The sequence below is a fragment of the Aeromonas sp. 159 genome, from assembly GCF_963862045.1.
In the GTDB taxonomy this organism is placed as follows: Bacteria; Pseudomonadota; Gammaproteobacteria; order Enterobacterales; family Aeromonadaceae; genus Aeromonas; species Aeromonas veronii.
The window spans coordinates 15,732-36,313 of record NZ_CAWLMI010000072.1 but is presented as its reverse complement, the minus strand read 5'-3'; the positions used below and the strand labels follow the sequence as shown (position 1 = coordinate 36,313).

Here is a 20,582-nt window from a genome sequence, read left to right as displayed (position 1 = left end):
ATCCTAACAGCAAACAAATAAAATGGAAATCTAGCCGTCTATCAGTCCAAATGCGCCACCATATACTCATTTATGGGTAATGAGTAACATAGGGCCCGAGAGTAACCTATGCCCGTCCTGCATAGGGATACGTGCTTGCTGTCTACCAACGAGAAAAAAATAACTATGAGCGTCTACTACACACTCTGTTTTCTGGCAGCGTTGGCGATTTTTATCGCCTTTGCCAACCAGTATGTTGTGAAGATCCAGACCACCATCGCCATTACTGCGGGCTCCATGCTGATCTCCGCACTGCTGGTGCTGTTTGGCAAACTGGGCTGGTTCAACCTGGAACCTCTTGCCGTCAAGACCATGGAGAGCATCGACTTCCAGAACTTCCTGCTGAAGGGGATTCTGGGCTTCCTGCTGTTCGCCGGTGGCCTTGGCATCAACCTCAAGGCGCTGCGTAGCCAGAAGTGGGAAATCACCATTCTGGCCATCATTGCCACCCTGCTCTCCACCTTCCTCATCGGCTACGGCTTCTGGTTTATCGCCAAGCTGCTGGGCTGGGAGTTGCCGCTGGTCTACTGCATGCTGTTCGGCGCGCTGATCTCCCCCACTGACCCGATTGCCGTACTGGCCATCGTCAAGAAGATGAAGGCGCCACCCCAGATCGCCATCCAGATCGAAGGGGAATCCCTGTTCAACGACGGTGTTGGCCTCGTGATCTTCGCTACCGTGTTTGCCGTCGCCTTTGGCGGGGTCGAGCCCACCTTCGGTAGCGTGGCCGGTCTGTTCCTGCACGAAGCCCTCGGTGGCATCCTGTTCGGTGCCGTGCTGGGCCTCATCGCCCACGTGATGATCAGTGCCACCGACGACGGTTCATTGGAGCTGCTGCTGACCCTCTGCATCCCGACCGCCGGCTTTGCCTTTGCCAACATGATCGGCGTCTCCGGCGCACTGGCCATGGTGGTCACCGGCATCATGATCGGCAACTGGACCCGTCACTCCGGCTTCTCCGAGCAGAGCAGCCACCACCTGGATCACTTCTGGGAGTTGATGGACCAGTTCCTCAACGCCCTGCTGTTCCTGCTGATCGGTCTGGCACTGGTACTGCTGGATCTCGCCTGGCGTGACTGGATCCTGCTGGTCATTGCGGTGCCGCTCTGCCTGGGTGCCCGCTTTATCAGCGTGTCGCTGCCCTATGTGGCTTTCCGCCGATTCCGCAATTACAACACCTTCTCGGTACGGATCCTCACTTGGGGTGGCCTGCGCGGTGGTCTGGCCATGGCGATGGCGCTGGCACTCCCCTCCGGCGTCATGATGATCCCGGAACATGGCGTCGACCTGCGGGAGGTCATCCTGGTGATGACCTACTCGGTGGTGATGTTCTCTATCGTGGTGCAAGGCATGACCATCACCCCGATGATCACGGCCGCCAAGAAGGCCTGTGGCGACTACTGAGTCGGCCCACTGTGCAGGTTGCAGAATGAGAGAGGGCTCCCGTCGGGAGCCCTCTTTTTATGGCGGATAGATGCGAATATTTGCTGCTGATAGCCCCTTGATTACACAGAGGAAAAGCGTACTGACTTCAACATCGGCAAATTATTGTTTGCTTTTTATTCATTTCGAGGAGAGAATGCGCGCCGGCTAGTTAATCAGCCCTGTTTATGTTTATCCTGCAATGCTTCACCTCACGATGAATCCTGCCAGTACCCGCATAACCTTCTTCTGATTTACTCGCCTTGAGAACCGTCAGGCTGTCTGCCTGCGTTGCCCGGCTCTCACGGTGCAGACCCGATCTGCCCACCCAATTTGATTTATGCATCAGCATATTCCTTGAAAGTGCAGACGCCCCTTAACCGGGCTGGGTATTCCTGCGCGCTTGTCGTTCACCCAATCGACCGCGCCCATTGACCTGACATTTGCCAATACAAGGAGCAAACACCTAATTTATATAGAGAAATACCATGATGAAAGCAGTACAAACACACAAGCCCCTGCGTCGCAGCAAGCCCATCAACCTGCCTGTGCAAGAGCACGACAATGATGCGTTTCTGATCCAGTTCAGCACCCGCTTCAGCGGCGGTTTCGCCATCTCCTGTGATGGTATCGCTGGCGAGTTCTCCATCGAAGACCTCAACTGATCCTGCCTGCCCTCCGGCAGCGCCCGATGCAGACAGGCCGCAACTCACGGCGGCCTCTTTGCTTCTCTCACGCCTTTCGCCAGACCCGGGCTCTTGCTTGTCACTCAGCCTGACAGCCACCTCGCCATTCGCTTCCCCACTCTCTGACCTTGATCACTGCTCCAGCAGCAGGCACTCATCAGCATCTTCGCTCAACTTGACCAGTCGACTGCGCACCAGCCCCAGCTTGGCCAACAGGCCGATGGATCGCTCGTTACCCGGGGTGACGATGGCGACCACCTGCCCGATCCCCAACCGGCTTTTGCCATCGGCAAGGGCGGCATGCGCCGCTTCAATGGCGTAGCCCTGACCGCGATATTGCGGCAGGAAGGCGTAACCGATATCGACCTGCTCCAGGGTATCGCGCTTGATCAAACCGCAGATACCGAGGCTGGCACCGTCCTCCTTGCGCTCCACCAGATAGAGTCCGTGACCATAGCGGGCATAGCTGACCGCCGGTCCCTGCTGGATATACTCCTGCGCCTGCTCCAGGGTGCGAATGCCCCGATCACCGATGTAACGATAAAAGTCGCCGTCATTGAGCAGCTCAAGGATGAAGGGGGCATCGGTGGCGATCATTTCGCGCAGGATCAGGCGGGAGGAGGCAATCATGGCAAGGGCTCTCAAACGAAAAGTGAAGGGCAAAGAGTGCCCCGTCACTCCAAGACTGGCAAGCCTGTGGCACCATCGGCCATGAAAAAGGGGCCATATTGGCCCCTGATGAGATGGGATAAACGGGCTCAGGCAGCCAGTAACCCGGCGTAGCCATTACCCTGCTCGCGCAGTGCAGTGAACTGGGCGGCGCAATCGGCCCAGCTCAGCCCCAGCGCGTCTGCCACCTTGTGGGGCCACTCGGGCGGCGCCTCTTCCCCCACATCGGATTGCGCTGCCAGCACGATCGCCAGATGGATCAACCCGGCCTCGGGAGAGAACTCCTTGGCCAGCATGGGGTTGTAGTGATACTCCACCGCATTGCTGATGGTCTCGGGGAACTTCCAGTAACGTGCCATGGCCGCCCCGACCTGGGCATAGTTGAAGCCGACCACCAGCTCTTCCGCCTTGGCCCGCCCCTTGTGCAACTCCAGGTCGTGAATGTGATGGACGGTGTTTTCCGGCAGGCCCACATGCATCACCAGTCGGCCAAGGTCATAGAGCAGGGCGCAGGTAAAGACCTCATCTCCCTTCATCCCCTTCTTCACAGCCAGACGACGCGCCAGCTCCGCCACATTGAAGACGCAGCCCCAGAAATGTTTGAGGTCAATGCCGGGCACCGCAGTGACCGATTCGGTGAGCCCGCAGGCCAGCACCATGTTGCGCACCATCGCCAGTCCAAGCCGCACCGCGGCTTCATTGACGGTGCCGATCTGACGACTGCTGCCGAATTTGGCCGAGTTGGCCAGCCGCAGCAACTTGGCGGAGATGACAGGGTCCTTGTTGATCAACTTGCTGATCTTGAGCAGATCCGGATCCTTTTCATTGAAGGTCTGGATCAAATCGCGCATCACTTCCGGGATCTGGGGCAGTAGCTTGGGCTCGGCCAGCAGGGAATCTATCGTGGGCATAGGCGTGTCCATCCATGTTATCTGTGTTCCAACCTGTTTGCCTTGGCAAACTCCTCCTAATTATGGGTAACAAATGGCCTCCCCATCGGATTGTTTATTCGCTGGCCATTCAAGGTGTTAGTCACATTCAGGCTATACTGGCCGCCACATTCACTGCTGCGGATATCCCATGAACGACACTCAGGAATTTTTTGACGAAGAGACGCTGCTGGAGATGGTGGAGAACCAGCTCAACGATGGTCACCCGCCCCATGTGAAGGCGACTCTGATGCGGCTAGTGATGAAGGGCACCCCACGGGAAGAGGCGCTGCAATATATCGCCTGCGCCCTCGGGGCCGAGCTGATGGCAATGGAGGCCGATCAGGGCCCCTTCAATCTGACCCGCTATGGCGAGTTCCTCGACAGCCTGCCCGAGATGCCGTGGGCAGACGACTGACCCGAGCTTGATGACGGATGCAAAAAGGGCGGGTGCCAATGGCCCCGCCCTTTTGTATGGATCCACTCCGGATCAGAACTGGGAGTTGATGATCACCTCTTCCCCCAGCGCCCCTGCCAACGGCAGTGGCCGATAGCTGGAGTTGGCGGCCCGCAGCAGACGAATGCCGCGAATGCCGACCTCCTGCGCCGCCTTGATATCCCCATCGGCGTCGCCGTAGAAGAGCTTCATCTGCTTATCCTTGAGCCACTGCACCTTGGTGTTCTGGCTCGGCTGATCACCCGCGAAGATCACCGGATTGAGCTGGTCGGCCGGAATATTCATGGTCTGCTGCAGAGTCTGGCTCACGGTTTCGGTCTTGGTGGCCGAGCGACCGGTGACGAAATAGATGTGGTCACCGCGCTTGAGATGCATGGCGATGAGCGCCTTGCCCACCTCTTTCGGCATGCTGAACGCATCCCAGCCGTTATTCATCTTCTCCCAGAAGGCGGGGTTCTTCAGATAGCTCTCGTCGTTGGGCGAGAACTCCTGTTTGCCGCGATAGAAGCCCGGGCTGGAGAAGAGCAGGGTATCGTCGATATCAAACCCGACTGCCATTGGCGGCAGGCCATCCAGACTCTTGGCAATCTGCTCCACCGATACCCAGTGGATTGGCGCCTGCTGGGCCAGAGTGACGGTGGTGACACCGGCAGGGATAGGCTGAACGGTAGCGACTTGACCCGCCACGGCAGGCAGAGAGAGGGCGGCAGCCAGCAAGGAGGCAAGCAGCGCCGGACGATAGATGTGTTTCATAAGGCAGGTTGTCATCTCCAATCAAAAGAGGGGGCCAATAGTGCCCCCATCCCGCCTCTCAAATCTGTGAATACTCCAGCAAAAGGGAGCATTTGACGCCCGATAATTAATCTTCGATTGGCAGCAGATCGGTAAAGACAAAGCCGTCGCGCAGCACTGTCTCACCGACCCGAATGCCGAGCGGGCGGGAGAACATGGGGCCATCATAGGCCAGGGTGTGAAACTCGCCGTTCTCGCCGCACGGATCGACCCCCTCCGGCAGCGCCGCCAGCAGTGCCTCGTCAAAATCGTGGCCACCCAGGCTGGCATCCAGCTTGTTCGGGTCGAGAGCACTGATCCGCGCCTTCAACCCAGCGGCCACCATCTGCGGCGCCAGTTCACGGGTATTGCTGCCCCACAGCGGGAACAGTGGTTCGATGCCGGTACCTGCCAGCTGCTTTTCACGGTAGGCGCGCACATCCTCGAGGAACAAGTCGCCAAAGGCCATATGGCGGATCCCCTGTGCCACCACATCGGCGATAAAGCCGGTCATGATGCGGGCGTAATCCTCGTTGCTGCAGGGCCAGGGCAGATCGATGGTGATGAGGGGCAGCCCGACGCAGGCGGCCTGCTCGGTCAACAGTTGCTTGCGCACCCCGTGCATCGCCACCCGCTCGAATGCCTGATTGAGGGTGGTAAACAGCCCCACCACCTCGATGGCGGGATCTTGCCGCAACTGATGCAGTGCCCATGCGCAATCCTTGCCGCTGCTCCAGGAGAGCAGTACCCGTTTCTTTTCCATCATTCCTCCGCCAGCGGGGCATTCGGATTGCCCCAAAAAGATGCAAGACAGTGTTGCGAATTGCGCGATTTACACACAAGAGGCAGGCAGCATACTCTCGATCACCTGTATATGCCCCTTGTACGGGGTGACAATAACTAAAAAAACCGATGGGAAACATACGGATATGACCACGACCACACAACAGCACGATCACGCCCGCCCCCTCAATCGACAGGATTACAAAACCCTGAGTCTGGCTGCCCTCGGCGGCGCGCTGGAGTTTTACGACTTCATCATCTTCGTCTTCTTCGCCGTGGTCATCGGCGAGCTGTTCTTCCCAGCCGATATTCCCGAGTGGCTGCGCCAGTTCCAGACCTTCGGCATCTTCGCCGCCGGTTATCTGGCCCGCCCGCTCGGCGGCATCATCATGGCCCACTTTGGCGATCTCATCGGTCGCAAGCGGATGTTCACCCTCAGCATCATCATGATGGCGCTGCCGACCCTGTTGATCGGTCTGCTGCCCACCTATGCAGTGCTCGGCATCGGCGCCCCCATCGCCCTGCTGGGACTGCGGATCCTGCAAGGCGCCGCCATCGGCGGTGAAGTGCCCGGCGCATGGGTGTTTGTCGCCGAGCACGTTCCTGCCCGTCGGGTAGGGGTCGCCTGCGGCACGCTCACGGCGGGATTGACGGCAGGCATCCTGCTTGGTTCCCTCATCGCCACTGCGGTCAACAAGAGCCTGACCCCGGCCGAAGTGAGTGACTGGGGCTGGCGAGTACCCTTCCTGCTGGGCGGTATCTTCGGCATCGTCGCCATGTACCTGCGTCGCTGGTTGCACGAGACCCCGGTCTTCGCCGAGATGAAAGCCAACAAGACCCTGGCCGATGAGCTCCCCCTCAAGTCGGTGCTGCGCAACCACAAGAGCAGCGTGGTGGTCTCCATGCTGCTCACCTGGCTGCTCTCCGCAGGGATCGTGGTGGTGATCCTGATGACCCCGACCTATCTGCAGAAGGTCTATGGCATCAGCCCGGCCGACGCCCTGACCGCCAACTCGCTGGCGATCGTGGCCCTGACCCTCGGCTGCATCGTTTATGGTCGACTGATCGACCTGCTGGGCAGCGGTCTCACCTTCATGTTCGGCTCCCTGCTGCTGGCGGGCTCCAGCTACGCCTTCTATCACGGTCTGGCGGCAGGCACGAGCCAGCTGGTGCCGCTCTACATGCTGGCGGGCTTTGCGGTCGGGATTGTCGGTGCCGTGCCTTATGTGATGGTCAACGCATTCCCGCCGGTGGTGCGCTTCTCCGGTCTGTCGTTCTCCTATAACGTGGCCTACGCCATCTTCGGCGGCCTCACCCCGATGGCGGTGACCCTCTGGATGAAGAGCGACATGCTGGCCCCCTCCCACTATGTGGTGAGCCTGTCGGTGCTGGGTTTCGCCATCGGTCTCTGGCTCTGGTTCCAGCAACGGGCCATCCGGCAGCAGCAAGCGCCGCAAGCGGCCTGACCCGAACAACAAGCCCCGGTATCTGCCGGGGCTTTTTTGTACTGCTTATGTTCAGTTTCGCCAGCATAAGATATGCCTCCCTCTGGGGCCTGCCACCCGCATCGCCCCATGGCTTCCCACTCTTTATCCGAGGCTCAAGATGTTCTTTCAGGTCGTATTACTCACCTTGCTGGCGCTGCTGCCCATGGTCAACCCGCCTACCACGGCCACCCTGCTGCTGGGACTGAGCAAGGGGATGTCGCGCGAACACGTGCGCCGTCAGGTCAATCTGGCCGCCATCTATCTGTTCTGCACCCTCTGCACCACCTTCTTTATCGGATCCTCGATCCTGGATCTGTTCGGGATCTCCATTCCGGGCTTGCGCCTGGCCGGTGGCCTCATCATCGGCTTTATCGGCTTTCGCATGCTGTTCCCCGCCCCCAGCCAGCAGAGCGGGGTCGATATCAACCAGAGCATTGCCTTCGTACCGCTCACCATGCCCAGCATGTGCGGGCCAGGTACCATGGCGCTGGTAATAAGCGGGGCAGCCCAGATTGCCGAGCTGCCTGACGAGTACAACCGCCTCACCATCAACGCCGGTGTGGTAACGGCGTTTGCCCTGATGAGCCTGATCAGCTGGGGAGTATTGAAGCTGGCGGATCCGGTCTGCAAGATCCTGGGCGCCACCGGCATCGACGCCATAACCCGCATCATGGGCTTCCTGCTGGTCTGCATGGGTATGCAGTTTTGCATCAACGGCATCAAGGAAGTGGCACAGGATCCAGTCTTCCACGGCGGCCAGGCTGTGCAAACCGCGCCGGCGCTCCCAAAGGCTTCCGGCACGTTTGATCAGTTGCCGCAAAAGCCCACCGGCTCTGATTGAAAACGGTATCAAAAAGTCCCTGACGATCTGCACTGATCTTGTTCCTGATCATGTTATTGACACACAAATGAGTTAGTTTGTTTTTCATACAGACTGTATTCAGATGGACGCTGATAGGTTTGTTGATGAATACCCACTCAACTTCAGGAGAGTATGCAGATGGACAAGATGCTGACCGAAATAGGGAGCCATAGCCTGTTTCACGAGTACCTGAACGTGGTTGGGATTGCGAGCCCATCCCTCGCCAAGATCGAGCAACGCTGGGAATATAAAGATCAAGAGCAGCTGGTTGCCAAAATCCAGATCGACAAACAGGGTAACGCTCGCTATTTCATCGACGCCCGCGCCATATCCGTCAACTGATACCGAATCACCCGCCAGCCCCGGTCCAACGACCGGGGCTTTTTGTTGTCTGCGATCCCCTGAATAGCAAAACCCCGGCAAGAGCCGGGGGTTTGAATGCGTCGGGTTACGCCGCTGCGCGGCTAACCAAAACCTACGAAGTACCACCCACGGTGAGCTGGTCCAGTTTGAGGGTGGGCTGGCCGACACCGACCGGCACGCTCTGCCCCTCCTTGCCGCAGATGCCAACCCCACGATCCAGCGCAAGATCGCTGCCCACCATGGAGACCTGGCTCATCGCTTCTGGGCCGTTGCCGATCAGGGTCGCGCCCTTGATGGGGGCAGTGATCTTGCCATCCTCGATGAGGTAGGCCTCGGAGGCGGAGAAGACAAACTTGCCGGAGGTGATGTCCACCTGACCGCCACCGAAGTTGGGGGCATAAATGCCCTTCTTCACCGAGGCGATGATCTCGGCCGGATCGTACTGGCCCGCCAGCATGTAGGTGTTGGTCATGCGCGGCATCGGCATGGCGGCGTAGGATTCGCGGCGCCCGTTGCCGGTGAGCGGTACCCCCATCAGGCGAGCGTTCTGCTTGTCTTGCAGATAACCCTTGAGGATACCGTTCTCGATCAACACGTTGTAGCCACCCGGTGTCCCCTCGTCATCAATGGAGACGGAGCCGCGCCGACCCGGCAGGGTGCCATCATCGACGATGGTACAGTGCTTGGAGGCCACCTGCTCGCCGATGCGGCCAGCAAATGCGGAAGATCCCTTGCGGTTGAAATCCCCCTCCAGACCATGACCTACCGCCTCGTGCAGCAGCACGCCGGGCCAGCCGGAGCCCAACACCACCGGCATGGTGCCGGCTGGCGCATCGATGGCTTCCAGATTGACCAGCGCCTGACGCACCGCTTCACGCACATAGCCAAAGGCGCGGCTCTCCAGCCCGTCCAGTTCGAGGAACCAGTCGTAACCAAAGCGCCCGCCGCCACCAGCACTGCCACGTTCGCGGCGATCGCCCTTCTCGGCGATCACGGTCACCGACAGACGCACCAGCGGACGCACATCGGCAGCCAGGGTGCCGTCGGTGGCGGCCACCAGCACCTCTTCGTAGACGCCGCTGATGGAGGCCATCACCTGATTGATGGCGGGATCCAGACTTCTGGCGAACTTGTCCATCTGCTCCAGCAGGGCGATCTTCTGATGCTTGTCGAGGGTCTGCAGCGGATCCATGGCCGGATAGAGCAGGTTCGCTTCGGTGCGCGCCCATGCCTTCACCTTGCCGTGAGCACCGGCAGCGGCGATGCCGCGGGCGGCAGTCACCGACTGTTGCAGCGCCAGCAGGCTCAGCTCGTCCGAGTAGGCGAAGCCAGTCTTCTCGCCGCTGACGGCGCGCACCCCCACACCCTGATCGATGTTGTAGCTGCCATCCTTGACGATGCCATCTTCCAGCATCCAGGACTCGTGCCAGCTGCGCTGGAAATAGAGATCGCCGAACTCGACCTGATGGCTCATCAGGCTGCCGAGCAGTTGCTGCAGGCGCCCTTCGTCGAGATCGTTCGGGGCCAACAGGGAGGCACTAACCTGGCTCAATAGACTCAATCTTCTTCTCCACTCTCGTAACGAGCTGTTTTAAATCGTCTTGCCGACGGGTTGGCGACAAGCCACACCATCACAACAAACGGGTATGCTCCAGCACGGGCAAACGGCTGCGTTTCAATTTTTCACCACACCATCAGAGCAAACGGGCGTGTTGCAGCACTGGCATGGTGCGTTTCAATTCATCGATAAGCCCGGGCTCCATCTTCGCCAGCACTGTGCCGCGCCCGGACTCTTTGCTCGCCAGCACCCGACCCCAAGGGTCGACCACCATGCTGTGGCCCCAGGTCTGGCGCCCCGTCTCGTGAGTGCCGCCCTGATTGGCAGCGACTACGTAGCACTGGTTTTCGATGGCGCGGGCCCGCAGCAGCGGCTCCCAGTGCGCCTCGCCGGTCACGGCGGTAAAGGCGGCAGGCACCAGCAGCACGCGGGCACCAGCACGGGCCAACTGGCGGTAGAGCTCGGGAAAGCGCAGATCATAACAGATCGAGAGGCCGAGGGGACCAAAGGGGGAGTCCACCAGCACAGGCTCCTTGCCGGGGCTGAAGGTCTCCGACTCCCGATAGCGGCCGTGATTATCCGCCACATCCACGTCGAACAGGTGGATCTTGTGGTAGTGGCCCCTGAGCTCACCGCTTGGGTCAAACACCAGCGAGCTGGTGTGGATATGGTCGGAACCTGAGATGGTGGTCGGCATAGCCCCGGCCACCAGCCAGATGTCGTAATCACTGGCCCATTCCGCCAGTTGCTGCTGGATCGGCGCGACTCCGCTCAGGTCGGAGCCAATCGCCTCGGCACCATCCAGATAACCCTGCCGTTCGCCAAACAGGGCAAAGTTCTCCGGCAGCAGCACCAGCAGCGGCCGCTCTTTGGGCAAGGCCGCCAGTTCAGCGGCGATCTGCTCCCGGTTATCCTGCCAGTGACGGCCAGATACCAGCTGTATTGCGGCTAACCACATGACGTTCTCCTTGTCCGTATTAATCGCGATCCACAATATTCGGGTCTTTATCCATCTCGGCCAGCAGCTTGCGAAGATGATGCCGGACCAATCCCCGCTGCCCCCGCTCCGCCCATTTGAAGCAATCGAACAACTCCCAAACCAGACCATCTCCTTCGGCCATATAGGCAGGAAAGTCCCAATGGCTTGGTGCAGGGCCAGATACCTCAAGCGCACCAAGGGAGGAAGTTTTATCGAACAGTGGCAAATAAGGTTTGGCAAGGGGGAACTCAGCCCCCCGATCAAGGATATGGATCTCGATGCTGGACATATCGAGGAAGATGAAGCGCCAGTATGAACAGACCTCTTCATGTCTTCCTTGCCAGCAATGAAAGATGGGCCGCTCCCCCACAATGGTGCGCACCAGTTCGTCTCCCTGCTTATGGAAGCCCGGCTCGGCCAGCAACAAGAGATCGACATCGGATACCCGGTCTGCCTTGCCCTTGGCGAGCGACCCAACCACTACCCCGGCATCAATCGCAGGATGAGCTGCGCCATGTTTCATAACCGATTCCAGCAGTGCGCGCTGCAGTGGAGGGATGGCAGCCCAGTGCTCATCCACCATCATAACGGCCCCTCTGACACAACCCGATCCCCCGCCTGCAGGGTGTAATCCAGCACTATGATGCGCGCCAGCACAGGGCGGAAGATGGCCTTGAGGGCATCGTGATCCGGGTGGGGCAGATAGCGCTGGCGGGCCGCTTCGTCGGCGAAGGTCATCAGCACGCTGTGGGTAAACCCCTCGGCCCGCCCCTCCGGGCTGTCATCCCGACCCCACTCGACAGCGGTCACGCCGCTGACCTGATGGGGAATGGCGAGAAAGGCGGTACGCACCGCATCTATCTGGGCAGGCTGGGTGCCCGGCTTGAAGGCGATCAGCAGGATATGTCGGATCATGGCTCACTCCTTGTGATGGTGCCGGGCCGCTCGTTCAGCGCTGAGCGGGCCCTGCGTGTTTGGGGCTCAGCAGGAAAGGGGTCACTTCTTGGGTCGGCAGGCCGGGGGCAACGGCGTCAACCGCCTCTTTCTGCTGCTGGTTGAGCTTGATGCGCGCGCGATCTCGCCCCGCCTCGATCAGCTTGGGTGCGTCGAGCGGGCCCGAGATGCGAAAATCGATGCGGGTCACCACATCCACCACCGGCTCCAGCAGTTTGGAGAGGGCCAGCACATAGAGACCCGTGACCGGCGTGATGGAGAAGGCCGCCACCACCGGCAGGGTGCCCCCCAGATTGGGAGAGAAGCTCAGCTCGTAGTCGAGCCGCCAGCGCACCAGATCGGCGATCCCCTCGCCGCGAAGGTTGCCTGCCGCCCCCTTCATATAGAAATCATCGTTGCTGACCTGCCCCTGCTTGATGGTGGCAGAGGCAGACATGGATTCGAAGTAGAAGCCCTTGTCGAACACATCGCGAAAATCGAGTCGCAGTTTGCGCAGCAGGGAGTCGAGACTGAGCAGGGAGAGCAGCCGTGCCCCCTTGTCGTTGACCTCTCGCAGGGTGCCGCCCTCCAGCTGATAGTTGGCACTTCCCCCAAGAGTCGGCAGGCTCGGGCGATAGGGCACATCCTGCCAGTTCAGATCAAAAGCGAGGGAGCCGGGGGCATCGCCGATGGGCGAGGTGTAGCCGAGCCGCTTGAGCAGCAGTTCGCTGTTGTTGCTGGTCAGCTTGCCACGAGCGCGGGTCTCCATCCGGTTGCCATCGGCCAGCCAGTCGACGCTGCCGGTGAGCTGACTCCCCGCCAGCCGCACATCCAGCCCCTTGAGGGTCACCTTGTTGGCACCGGGCACCAGCTCCCCTTTCACTTCGCCGAGCGGCAATGCGCCAAAGCGGCAATCGACACAGCTGAATGTCAGCCAGGGGATGGAGGCCATGATGGCATTATCCTGCTTCGTATCGGGATCCGGGCTGAGATCCGAACTCTTGCCGGACCAGTAGATGCGGGCAAACTTGGCATCCACCGGACGATTGGCTACTGCAGGCAGGCGGATCACCCCCATCACATCGGGGCTGTCGATCATCACTTCGGTAGCCTGATTGGTCGGCCCCACGGTGAAACGCGCCGCCTTGAGGGTGGCACTGCCGATATAGGCGCGAGCCAGCTGTCCATCCACCCACCACTCCTGCGGCAGGAAGGCCGGGCCGACCACCGCATTGCCGGTCTGGTTCTGCGCTGGCAGCCACTGCTTGAGTCTGGCCAGCCAGCCGCCCACATCGGCCTCCTGCTGGTTGATGGCGAGCAGCATGGGGGCATCGCGCATTACCCGGGCGCCCGGCTGACCCACATCGACCCGCACCCGGCTGAGATAAGGTACCCCTTCGCCGTAGACCAGTCGGGTCTGCATATCCACATCAGCCCCCAGTACGGCACGAATGTCGGCGCTGCCATCCCGGCCACGGGCGATCACCTTGAGCGGCAGCCGGCTGGCGCTGCTCTTGGCCAGCGGCAGCGGCAGATCCAGCGCCATCCCCTGCAGGTTGGAGTCAAGCGCCAGCTGGAAGCTGAACGGCTTGCTGTCGGGCAGGATCAACCCAAGCTTGCCGCCCCAGTTGCTGCGGCCGTTGAGGATACCGTATGAGGAGATGGCGGTGGGCTGGCGGCGGCTATCCCACTGCCCCTTGAAATCGAGGTCGACCTGATAGTGATCCGGATGCTGGCGCCCCTGATAATCGAGGGTCAGCGGCTGGTTCCACAGGCTCGCCTTGAGGTTGCTGAAACGGGTCTGTTCGTTGTCATATTCGAGCCGCCCCTGCACCTTCTCCAGCGGCAGATCCAGACTGGCGACCCGCACCTTGTTGTTGCTGAAGGTGGCATCGCCGCTCGCCTTGACCTCGCTCTCGCCATCGAGAGGAATATCGAGCTTGACCGAACCGGCCATCGGGCCGCGGATCTCGATCTCTCGCAGCGCCTGACCTACCGAACTGCCCAGCGGGGAGTCCTGCAGGTAGTCGCTGATGGCCTTGCCCTCCCCCTGCACCTTGGCATCCACATAGAGGTGGGCGCCGGGGGAGAGATCCGGGATCCAGGCATGCACCGAGTCGGAGCTCGCCTTGCCGAGTTTGGTGGAGTGGCTGCGCATATCGAGACCGGCATTCTGGAACAACAGGTCGATCTGCAGGTCGGTGAGCGGTTGCCAACCGGGGAAGAACTCGTAGGTGGCCTGCTCCAGCGGCACCGCCACCTGGAAGATGCCCTTGCCGTTGTCGTAGGGAAAGTCCCTGAACTCGCCATACCAGAGCAGGTCGGCCCCCTTGGCCTTGCCCCCCTTGATGGCGCCGCTCAGGTAATCCACCAGCCCCTTATCCATCGCCTGCAGCGGGAAGTAGCGATCCGCATGGCCCGCATTCTTCACATCGATGCGGCCGGTCAGGGCCAGGAAAGGGTGCTCGAACAGATCGAGGCGGAAACGGCTGGCCAGGGTCAGATCCGGGTTATCCAGCGCGATATCCTGCCCGTAGAGCACCCAGCCCTGTTCCTCGCGCCACCAGTCGAGGCGGGCCGAGAAGTTGTCGACCGGGATCGGCATCTTGAAGTGACGGGCGGGATCCACCTTGTCGTTCGCCAGCGCCAATCTGGCGCTACCGCCGGTCGGGGTAAGCCAGAACTCGCCGTTGAGATCCTGCATCCCGGGTATATCCTGCCACGCCTTGAGGCGCACCTTGCTGAAGCGGCCACTGAGGGAGAGATCCTGCCAGTCGGCATTGGCCAGCAGCGTCAGCTCCTGCACCGAACCCTGCGGATTGGTCTGGCGCAGGGTCTCGCAGAGTGTGGGGTAGAGCGCCGAGACCAGCTGACTGATCTGGGTGATCTTGTCGAACTCTATGCTGGGCAGATAGCCCTGCACCCGATCCCCGATCCGCTCCAGCTGCAAGCGGCTCTGCAACCAAGGCTTGCCGTCCAGCTTGAAGTTGACGTTGTGGCTCGCCAGTTGCCAGTCGGTGCCCTCACGGCGCAGCTGGATCTTGCCACCATCGAGGCCGAAACGGTGCATCTCCCCTTTCTTGGGATCCTTCCAGATCAGGTAGTTGTTGCCAAACGCCAGCAGGGTATTGCCCAGCTTGCCACTGTCAAACTCGCTCCAGAGCTGGAAGTCGAGCTGACCGGCAACCTTGGGTTCGCCCGCATGGATCTTGGCCAGGGTCGGGGTGATATCGAGCTGGCGGGCCCCCAGATAGAGCTGACCCTTGAGGCGATCGAGCCGGGCGGTCGGGGCGTCCACATCCAGAATCAGGTCGAGGGTGCTCTCGCCCACCCCGTTGATGAGATAAGCCTTGCCGACCCCCTGATGGCGCTTGCCACGGTTCTGCCAGCGCAGTTGGGCGATGTCGAGGGCACGCAGATCACCGAGGGAGGTGGTGACGCTGAGGCGGGTGTTGTGCACATCGAAGGTGGAGAGCTGGGTCAGCAGAAAGCGCAGCAGGGCGCCCTGCTGGGGATCGCCGGAGGGGCTGTCGTCAGCCGGTTGGCGCAAGTCGATGGTGATATCGCCATCGCTCAGGATTAGCTCGCCAAACACCGGCTTGAGCTCGTTAATGGTGCGCCAGAAGTCGAGGTGCACCCAGGCTTTGCCGAGCTGTACGGTAAAACGCCCCGAATCCGGGGCGATGGCGAGTTGCTGCAGTTCGAGAGCGGGCCCGGACTGTGTCCAGTCCAGCCCCACTTGCTCCACGCTGACCTTGAGTTGTGAATCGCCCAGCAGAGTGTGGATCAGACTCTCCCGGTATTGATTCAGCAAAGGGCCCCCGACCCGTACCAAGGTGACCAGCATGGCCATCAGTACGAACAGGACCCCCAGGGCCAACCAGCCCCGACTCAGCCAGCGATAGACCAATTACATCATCACCACGTCGAACTGCTCCTGACCACAGAGGGGTTCGCTCACTACCCGCACCTGCTTGCCGATGAACACTTCCAGCTCCGCCAGACTGTGGGACTCCTCGCCATGGAGGTAGTCGGCCACGGCAGGGGCCGCGTAGACGGTGAACTGATCCGCATCATAGGCACGATTGACCCGGATGATCTCCCGCAGGATCTCGAAGCAGACCGACTCCACCGTCTTGACCCGGCCGCGCCCTTTGCACTCGGGGCACTCGGAGCAGAGCACATGCTCCAGACTCTCGCGGGTGCGCTTGCGGGTCATCTCCACCAGACCGAGCTGGGAGAAGCCATTGACGTTGGTCTTGGCGCGATCCTTTGACAGCGCCTGCTCCAGACTGTGCAGCACCCGACGGCGGTGATCTTCCGACTGCATGTCGATGAAGTCGATGATGATGATGCCGCCGAGGTTGCGCAGGCGCAGATGACGGGCGATGGCCGCCGTTGCCTCGACGTTGGTGTTGAAGATGGTCTCTTCCAGATTGCGATGGCCGACAAAGGCGCCGGTGTTGATATCCACCGTGGTCATGGCTTCAGTCTGGTCGATGATGAGGTAGCCGCCGGATTTCAGCTCTACCTTGCGCTCCAGCGCCCGCTGGATCTCGTTCTCCACGTCGTAGAGATCGAAGATCGGCGACTCGCCAGGATAGTACTCCAGCTTGCTGGCCAGCTCAGGCACGTACTCCTCGGTGAAGCGCTTGAGCTGATCGAAGCTCTGGCGGGAGTCAACGCGGATCTTGTCGAGCTCGGCACCGACGAAGTCGCGCACTACCCGGAACGCCAGACTGGGATCCTCGTAGAGGATCTTGCAGGGAGGATACTTCTGCTTGCGCTCGAGGATCTTGCGCCACAGCCGTTTCAGGAATGCTGCATCCTGCTCCAGCTCCTGCTCCCCCACCCCTTCGGCGGCGGTGCGGATGATGTAGCCACCCAGCTCGTCCACATAGCCAGCTACGGTGCGCTTGAGGCGCTCACGCTCTGCTTCGGACTCGATACGCTGGGAGACGCCGACATGGGCGCTGCCCGGCATAAAGACCAGATAGCGGGATGGCAAGGTGATATCGGTGGTGAGACGGGCCCCCTTGGTACCCAGCGGATCTTTCACCACCTGCACCATGATGTCCTGCCCCTGGCGCACCAGCTCGGCGATGTTGCCGACCTGGAACTGCTCCTTCTCCTTCACCGCCACACACTCGGTATGGGGCACAATATCGGAGGCGTGCAAAAATGCCGCCTTGTCCATACCGATATCGACGAAGGCTGCCTGCATGCCAGGGAGCACCCGGCTGATCTTGCCTTTGTAGATGTTGCCGACAATGCCGCGTTTGGCCTGACGCTCTACATGCACTTCCTGCAGCAGACCGTTTTCGACCAGAGCGACCCGGGTTTCGGAGGGGGTAACGTTAACCAGCAGTTCTACCGACATAAGTAACCTTGCCTGTTCCAGTTTTGAATTCTATAGAGCCAATCCGGTACAACGCGCGCAAGGGAGAAACGCAGCAGAGCACAGCTGACGGGAAATTATTTGAGCTGTTCCAGATGATGCTTGATCAGCAAGTCTGTCTCCAGCAGGGGCAGGCCGACCACGGCGCTATAGCTCCCCTCGATGCGGCTGACAAACTTGCCGGCAATCCCCTGAATGCCATAAGCCCCGGCCTTGTCACAGGGCTCACCGGTCTGCCAGTAGGCCTCGATCTCGGCCTCGTCCAGCTTGCGAAACGCCACGTTGGTGGTGACCAGACGCACGTCACAACGATCCTTGCTGGCCAGCGCTACCGCCGTCATTACTTGATGCACCTTGCCGGAGAGGGACTCCAGCATATCTTTGGCATCCAGCAGATCGGACGGTTTCTCCAGTACCCGCTCGCCCAGCACCACTATGGTGTCGGCACCCAGCACCGGCAACGCCGTCGGCGCACACGCCACGCCCGCCATCGCCTTGTCACGGGCGAGGCGGCAGACGTAATCCTGCGCCTTTTCACCCTCTTCCCGCTGCTCGGGCACATCCAGTTTCAGAACCTCGAAGCGGTAGCCAATCTGGGTCAGCAGTTCACGGCGACGGGGAGAAGCCGAGGCGAGATAGAGTTGTGGTTCGTTGTTTTTGTTCATATTTACCTGATATTGAAGCGGCGCCGCACCTTGCGCAGCACCAGAAACACCCAGGGCCATATTAGCATCGTCGTCAACGTCGACCAAAAGTAGGAGAAGTTGAGACTGGCCTGGCTGAACAGATGCTCGGCCCAGAATACCGTCATTTTACCCACCAGCGAGAGGCCACCGATGATCAGTGCCTGCTGCCAGAGGGAGAAGTTGCGGATCTTCTGGAACTGGAAGGCCGCCAGATAGGTGGTGATGGCCATCGCCATCGCCCGCACGCCGAGGGTGCTGCCAAGCAGCACATCCAGCAGCAGACCGGCAACCCAGGCGGTACCGACGTTGGTCCGGTGCGGCAAGGCCAGTGCCCAGTAGATGAGCACCATGGCCAGCCAGTCTGGACGGAAGGGGTCAAATTCGAAAGGAAGCGGCAGGATCGACAGGCTTAAGGCCAGCAGGATCGAGATCCAGATCCAGATCCTGCCGCTGGCGGGTTCTAGCATCAGCGGGTGGCTCCTGCGGCGGACGCAGCGGGAGCCGCCCGTTCGCCATCCTCATCATGTACTTCAGGCTTCTTGTCGGTCCACAGCAGCAGCAGATAGCGCAGTCTGTCCAGCTCCACCAGCGGCTTGGCCTCGACCTGAGCGAAGGGCTTGCCCTCCACATACTCGGAACGGGTCACAGTCGCCACCGGATAGCCTTCCGGGAAACGGCCACCCAGACCTGAGGTGACCAGCAGATCACCCACCTGAATATCGGTATTGCGCGGCAGGTTGCGCAGCTCAAGCTTGTCGAGCTCGCCACTGCCGGAAGCAATAGCACGCAAGTCGTTGCGCAGTACCCGCACCGGAATGCCGTGGCTGGAGTCGGTGATCAGCAGCACGCGACTGGTGGTGGAGCCCACGTGGAGCACCTGACCAATCACACCCTGATCGTTGATCACCGCCTGACCGTTGTAGACGCCATCCAGCGCCCCCTTGTTGATCAGCACCTGATGGCTGAAGGGGTCGGAATCCACCGACAGCAGCTCGGCCACCATCTTGCGGGACTCCTTGTGCACCGGTGAACCCAGCAGCTCACGCAGCCGCTGGTTCTCGTGCTCCAGCTGATCCATTTTGAGCAGACGGGCACGCAGGGTAAACAGCTGTTGCTCCTGCTGTTTGGTCTGCTCGATGAGATCGGCGCGAGTCTGCACCTGGGTCGACATGGTGTCGAGCAGGGTACCCGGCGCATTGGCCATGTATTGCAGGGGACTGACTAACGAACTGAGGTAGACGCGGACATGGGTAAACACACCGAAGCGGGAATCCGCGACGATGGCAGCGATGGAGATGATGACGGCGAGAAACAACCGTAACTGAAGCGAAGGGCCTCTACCAAAAATGGGTTTCATGGGTCGTCAAAAAAGAGCCGGCACGCTGGCCGGCTTTGGGTCTTATTCGTAGTGGAACAGATCGCCACCGTGCATATCGATCAACTCCAGCGCCTTGCCGCCGCCACGGGCCACACAGGTGAGGGGATCTTCAGCCACGACGACAGGAATGCCAGTCTCTTCCATCAGCAGACGGTCGATATCTTTCAGCAGTGCGCCACCACCGGTCAGCACCATGCCGCGCTCGGAGATGTCGGAAGCCAGTTCCGGCGGAGACTGCTCCAGCGCCACCATGACGGCAGCCACGATACCGGACAGCGGCTCTTGCAGCGCTTCCAGGATTTCGTTGGAGTTGAGAGTGAAGCTGCGCGGTACACCTTCAGCCAGGTTGCGACCACGGACTTCAATCTCGCGCACCTCTTCGCCCGGATAGGCGGAACCGATCTCGTGCTTGATGCGCTCGGCAGTCGCTTCACCGATCAGGCTGCCGTAGTTGCGACGGACGTAGCTGATGATCGCCTCGTCAAACTTGTCGCCACCGATACGGACGGACTGGGAGTAGACCACACCGTTTAGAGAGATGATGGCCACTTCAGTGGTACCACCACCGATATCGACCACCATGGAACCGGTCGCTTCGGACACCGGCAGGCCGGCACCGATGGCAGCAGCCATAGGCTCGTCGATCAGGTAGACCTCGCGGGCACCGGCGCCCAGTGCGGACTCCTTGATGGCGCGACGCTCAACCTGAGTTGAACCGCACGGTACACACACCAGCACACGCGGGCTGGGGCGGAAATAGTTGTTGTCGTGAACCTGTTTGATGAAGTGCTGCAGCATCTTCTCGGTCACGTAGAAATCGGCGATCACGCCGTCTTTCATCGGGCGGATTGCGGAGATGTTGCCCGGGGTACGGCCCAGCATCTGCTTGGCGGCATGACCGACAGCAGCGACCGATTTGGCGTTCCCGCGCTCTTGGCGAATGGCGACAACTGAGGGTTCGTTAAGGACGATCCCTTGATCTTTTACATAGATCAGGGTGTTGGCAGTTCCCAAATCGATCGACAGATCGTTGGAAAAGACGCCTCTGAGCTTTTTGAACATGGCTACGGGAAATCCTAAGAATTTGGAGGTGCAGAAAACCGGCTAACTTTACCAATGCCCACCCCAATGGGCAAGCGCTCAAACTGTCGCCAATCAATCAGGCGCGACAAAAATGCGAGT

At 60.4% G+C, this 20,582-nt stretch carries 20 protein-coding genes; 6 read left to right on the top strand and 14 right to left on the bottom strand.

Features of this window, described 5'->3' with window-relative positions; all coding sequences use genetic code 11:
* Positions 1–165 precede the first annotated feature (165 nt).
* Both AACR14_RS13150 and AACR14_RS13145 read left to right on the top strand, forming a co-directional pair.
* On the top strand, positions 166–1,443 hold the full coding sequence (locus AACR14_RS13150; RefSeq protein WP_019446508.1) for a cation:proton antiporter: 1,278 nt from the start codon (positions 166–168) through the stop codon (positions 1,441–1,443).
* Positions 1,444–1,949: 506 nt separating this feature from the next.
* The gene (locus tag AACR14_RS13145; RefSeq protein ID WP_005340085.1) at positions 1,950–2,126 is read left to right on the top strand and encodes a hypothetical protein; all 177 of its coding nucleotides are present in this window, start codon (positions 1,950–1,952) and stop codon (positions 2,124–2,126) included.
* Positions 2,127–2,279: 153 nt separating this feature from the next.
* On the opposite strand, the gene AACR14_RS13140 is transcribed toward AACR14_RS13145, so the two are convergent.
* Together AACR14_RS13140 and AACR14_RS13135 are read right to left on the bottom strand one after the other, a co-directional pair.
* The gene (locus tag AACR14_RS13140) at positions 2,280–2,777 is read right to left on the bottom strand and encodes a GNAT family N-acetyltransferase (protein ID WP_019446507.1); all 498 of its coding nucleotides are present in this window, start codon (positions 2,775–2,777) and stop codon (positions 2,280–2,282) included.
* Between the two features lie 128 nt (positions 2,778–2,905).
* Complete coding sequence (locus AACR14_RS13135) at positions 2,906–3,727, bottom strand: HDOD domain-containing protein (RefSeq protein ID WP_019446506.1); 822 nt, start codon at positions 3,725–3,727, stop codon at positions 2,906–2,908.
* Between the two features lie 169 nt (positions 3,728–3,896).
* Here AACR14_RS13135 and AACR14_RS13130 point away from each other — a divergent pair, with 169 nt between their 5' ends.
* Positions 3,897–4,163 carry a hypothetical protein gene (locus AACR14_RS13130; protein ID WP_019446505.1) on the top strand — a complete coding sequence of 89 codons (267 nt, stop codon included), beginning with the start codon at positions 3,897–3,899 and terminating at the stop codon, positions 4,161–4,163.
* Positions 4,164–4,235: 72 nt separating this feature from the next.
* Here AACR14_RS13130 and aphA read toward each other — a convergent pair whose 3' ends face one another.
* Both aphA and AACR14_RS13120 read right to left on the bottom strand, forming a co-directional pair.
* The gene (gene aphA, locus AACR14_RS13125; protein ID WP_019446504.1) at positions 4,236–4,955 is read right to left on the bottom strand and encodes an acid phosphatase AphA; all 720 of its coding nucleotides are present in this window, start codon (positions 4,953–4,955) and stop codon (positions 4,236–4,238) included.
* A 106-nt stretch (positions 4,956–5,061) separates the two neighbouring features.
* Positions 5,062–5,736, bottom strand: a complete 675-nt coding sequence (locus AACR14_RS13120; RefSeq protein WP_019446503.1) for an ATPase — start codon at positions 5,734–5,736, stop codon at positions 5,062–5,064.
* 166 nt (positions 5,737–5,902) lie between these two features.
* Here AACR14_RS13120 and AACR14_RS13115 point away from each other — a divergent pair, with 166 nt between their 5' ends.
* From AACR14_RS13115 to AACR14_RS13105, 3 genes are all read left to right on the top strand, one after another.
* A complete protein-coding gene (locus tag AACR14_RS13115) occupies positions 5,903–7,222 on the top strand; it encodes an MFS transporter (protein WP_019446502.1) in 1,320 nt (439 codons plus the stop codon).
* A 139-nt stretch (positions 7,223–7,361) separates the two neighbouring features.
* On the top strand, positions 7,362–8,084 hold the full coding sequence (locus tag AACR14_RS13110; RefSeq protein WP_019446501.1) for a MarC family NAAT transporter: 723 nt from the start codon (positions 7,362–7,364) through the stop codon (positions 8,082–8,084).
* Between the two features lie 159 nt (positions 8,085–8,243).
* Positions 8,244–8,447 carry a hypothetical protein gene (locus AACR14_RS13105; protein WP_005340062.1) on the top strand — a complete coding sequence of 68 codons (204 nt, stop codon included), beginning with the start codon at positions 8,244–8,246 and terminating at the stop codon, positions 8,445–8,447.
* Positions 8,448–8,580: 133 nt separating this feature from the next.
* Here the strand turns inward: AACR14_RS13105 and tldD are convergent, their stop codons facing one another.
* From tldD to AACR14_RS13055, 10 genes are all read right to left on the bottom strand, one after another.
* A complete protein-coding gene (tldD, locus tag AACR14_RS13100) occupies positions 8,581–10,029 on the bottom strand; it encodes a metalloprotease TldD (RefSeq protein ID WP_026035085.1) in 1,449 nt (482 codons plus the stop codon).
* Positions 10,030–10,162: 133 nt separating this feature from the next.
* On the bottom strand, positions 10,163–10,984 hold the full coding sequence (locus AACR14_RS13095; protein ID WP_019446499.1) for a carbon-nitrogen hydrolase family protein: 822 nt from the start codon (positions 10,982–10,984) through the stop codon (positions 10,163–10,165).
* Between the two features lie 19 nt (positions 10,985–11,003).
* Positions 11,004–11,591 (bottom strand): nucleotidyltransferase domain-containing protein, encoded by a 588-nt coding sequence (locus AACR14_RS13090; RefSeq protein ID WP_019446498.1) that lies wholly within the window; start codon positions 11,589–11,591, stop codon positions 11,004–11,006.
* On the bottom strand, positions 11,588–11,920 hold the full coding sequence (locus AACR14_RS13085) for a Dabb family protein (protein WP_019446497.1): 333 nt from the start codon (positions 11,918–11,920) through the stop codon (positions 11,588–11,590). The genes AACR14_RS13090 and AACR14_RS13085 overlap by 4 nt, the downstream gene beginning before the upstream one ends.
* A 34-nt stretch (positions 11,921–11,954) precedes the next feature.
* A complete protein-coding gene (locus AACR14_RS13080) occupies positions 11,955–15,848 on the bottom strand; it encodes a YhdP family protein (RefSeq protein ID WP_019446496.1) in 3,894 nt (1,297 codons plus the stop codon).
* Positions 15,849–17,318: a ribonuclease G gene (gene rng, locus AACR14_RS13075; RefSeq protein WP_005340056.1), complete on the bottom strand. Its 1,470-nt coding sequence runs from the start codon at positions 17,316–17,318 to the stop codon at positions 15,849–15,851.
* Between the two features lie 95 nt (positions 17,319–17,413).
* On the bottom strand, positions 17,414–18,001 hold the full coding sequence (locus AACR14_RS13070) for a Maf family protein (protein WP_019446495.1): 588 nt from the start codon (positions 17,999–18,001) through the stop codon (positions 17,414–17,416).
* A gap of 2 nt (positions 18,002–18,003) precedes the next feature.
* Positions 18,004–18,489, bottom strand: a complete 486-nt coding sequence (gene mreD, locus AACR14_RS13065; protein ID WP_005340054.1) for a rod shape-determining protein MreD — start codon at positions 18,487–18,489, stop codon at positions 18,004–18,006.
* Complete coding sequence (mreC, locus tag AACR14_RS13060; RefSeq protein WP_005340053.1) at positions 18,489–19,379, bottom strand: rod shape-determining protein MreC; 891 nt, start codon at positions 19,377–19,379, stop codon at positions 18,489–18,491. Before mreC ends, mreD begins: the two co-directional genes overlap by 1 nt.
* 42 nt (positions 19,380–19,421) lie before the next feature.
* Positions 19,422–20,462 (bottom strand): rod shape-determining protein, encoded by a 1,041-nt coding sequence (locus AACR14_RS13055; protein WP_005340051.1) that lies wholly within the window; start codon positions 20,460–20,462, stop codon positions 19,422–19,424.
* Positions 20,463–20,582: the final 120 nt, after the last annotated feature.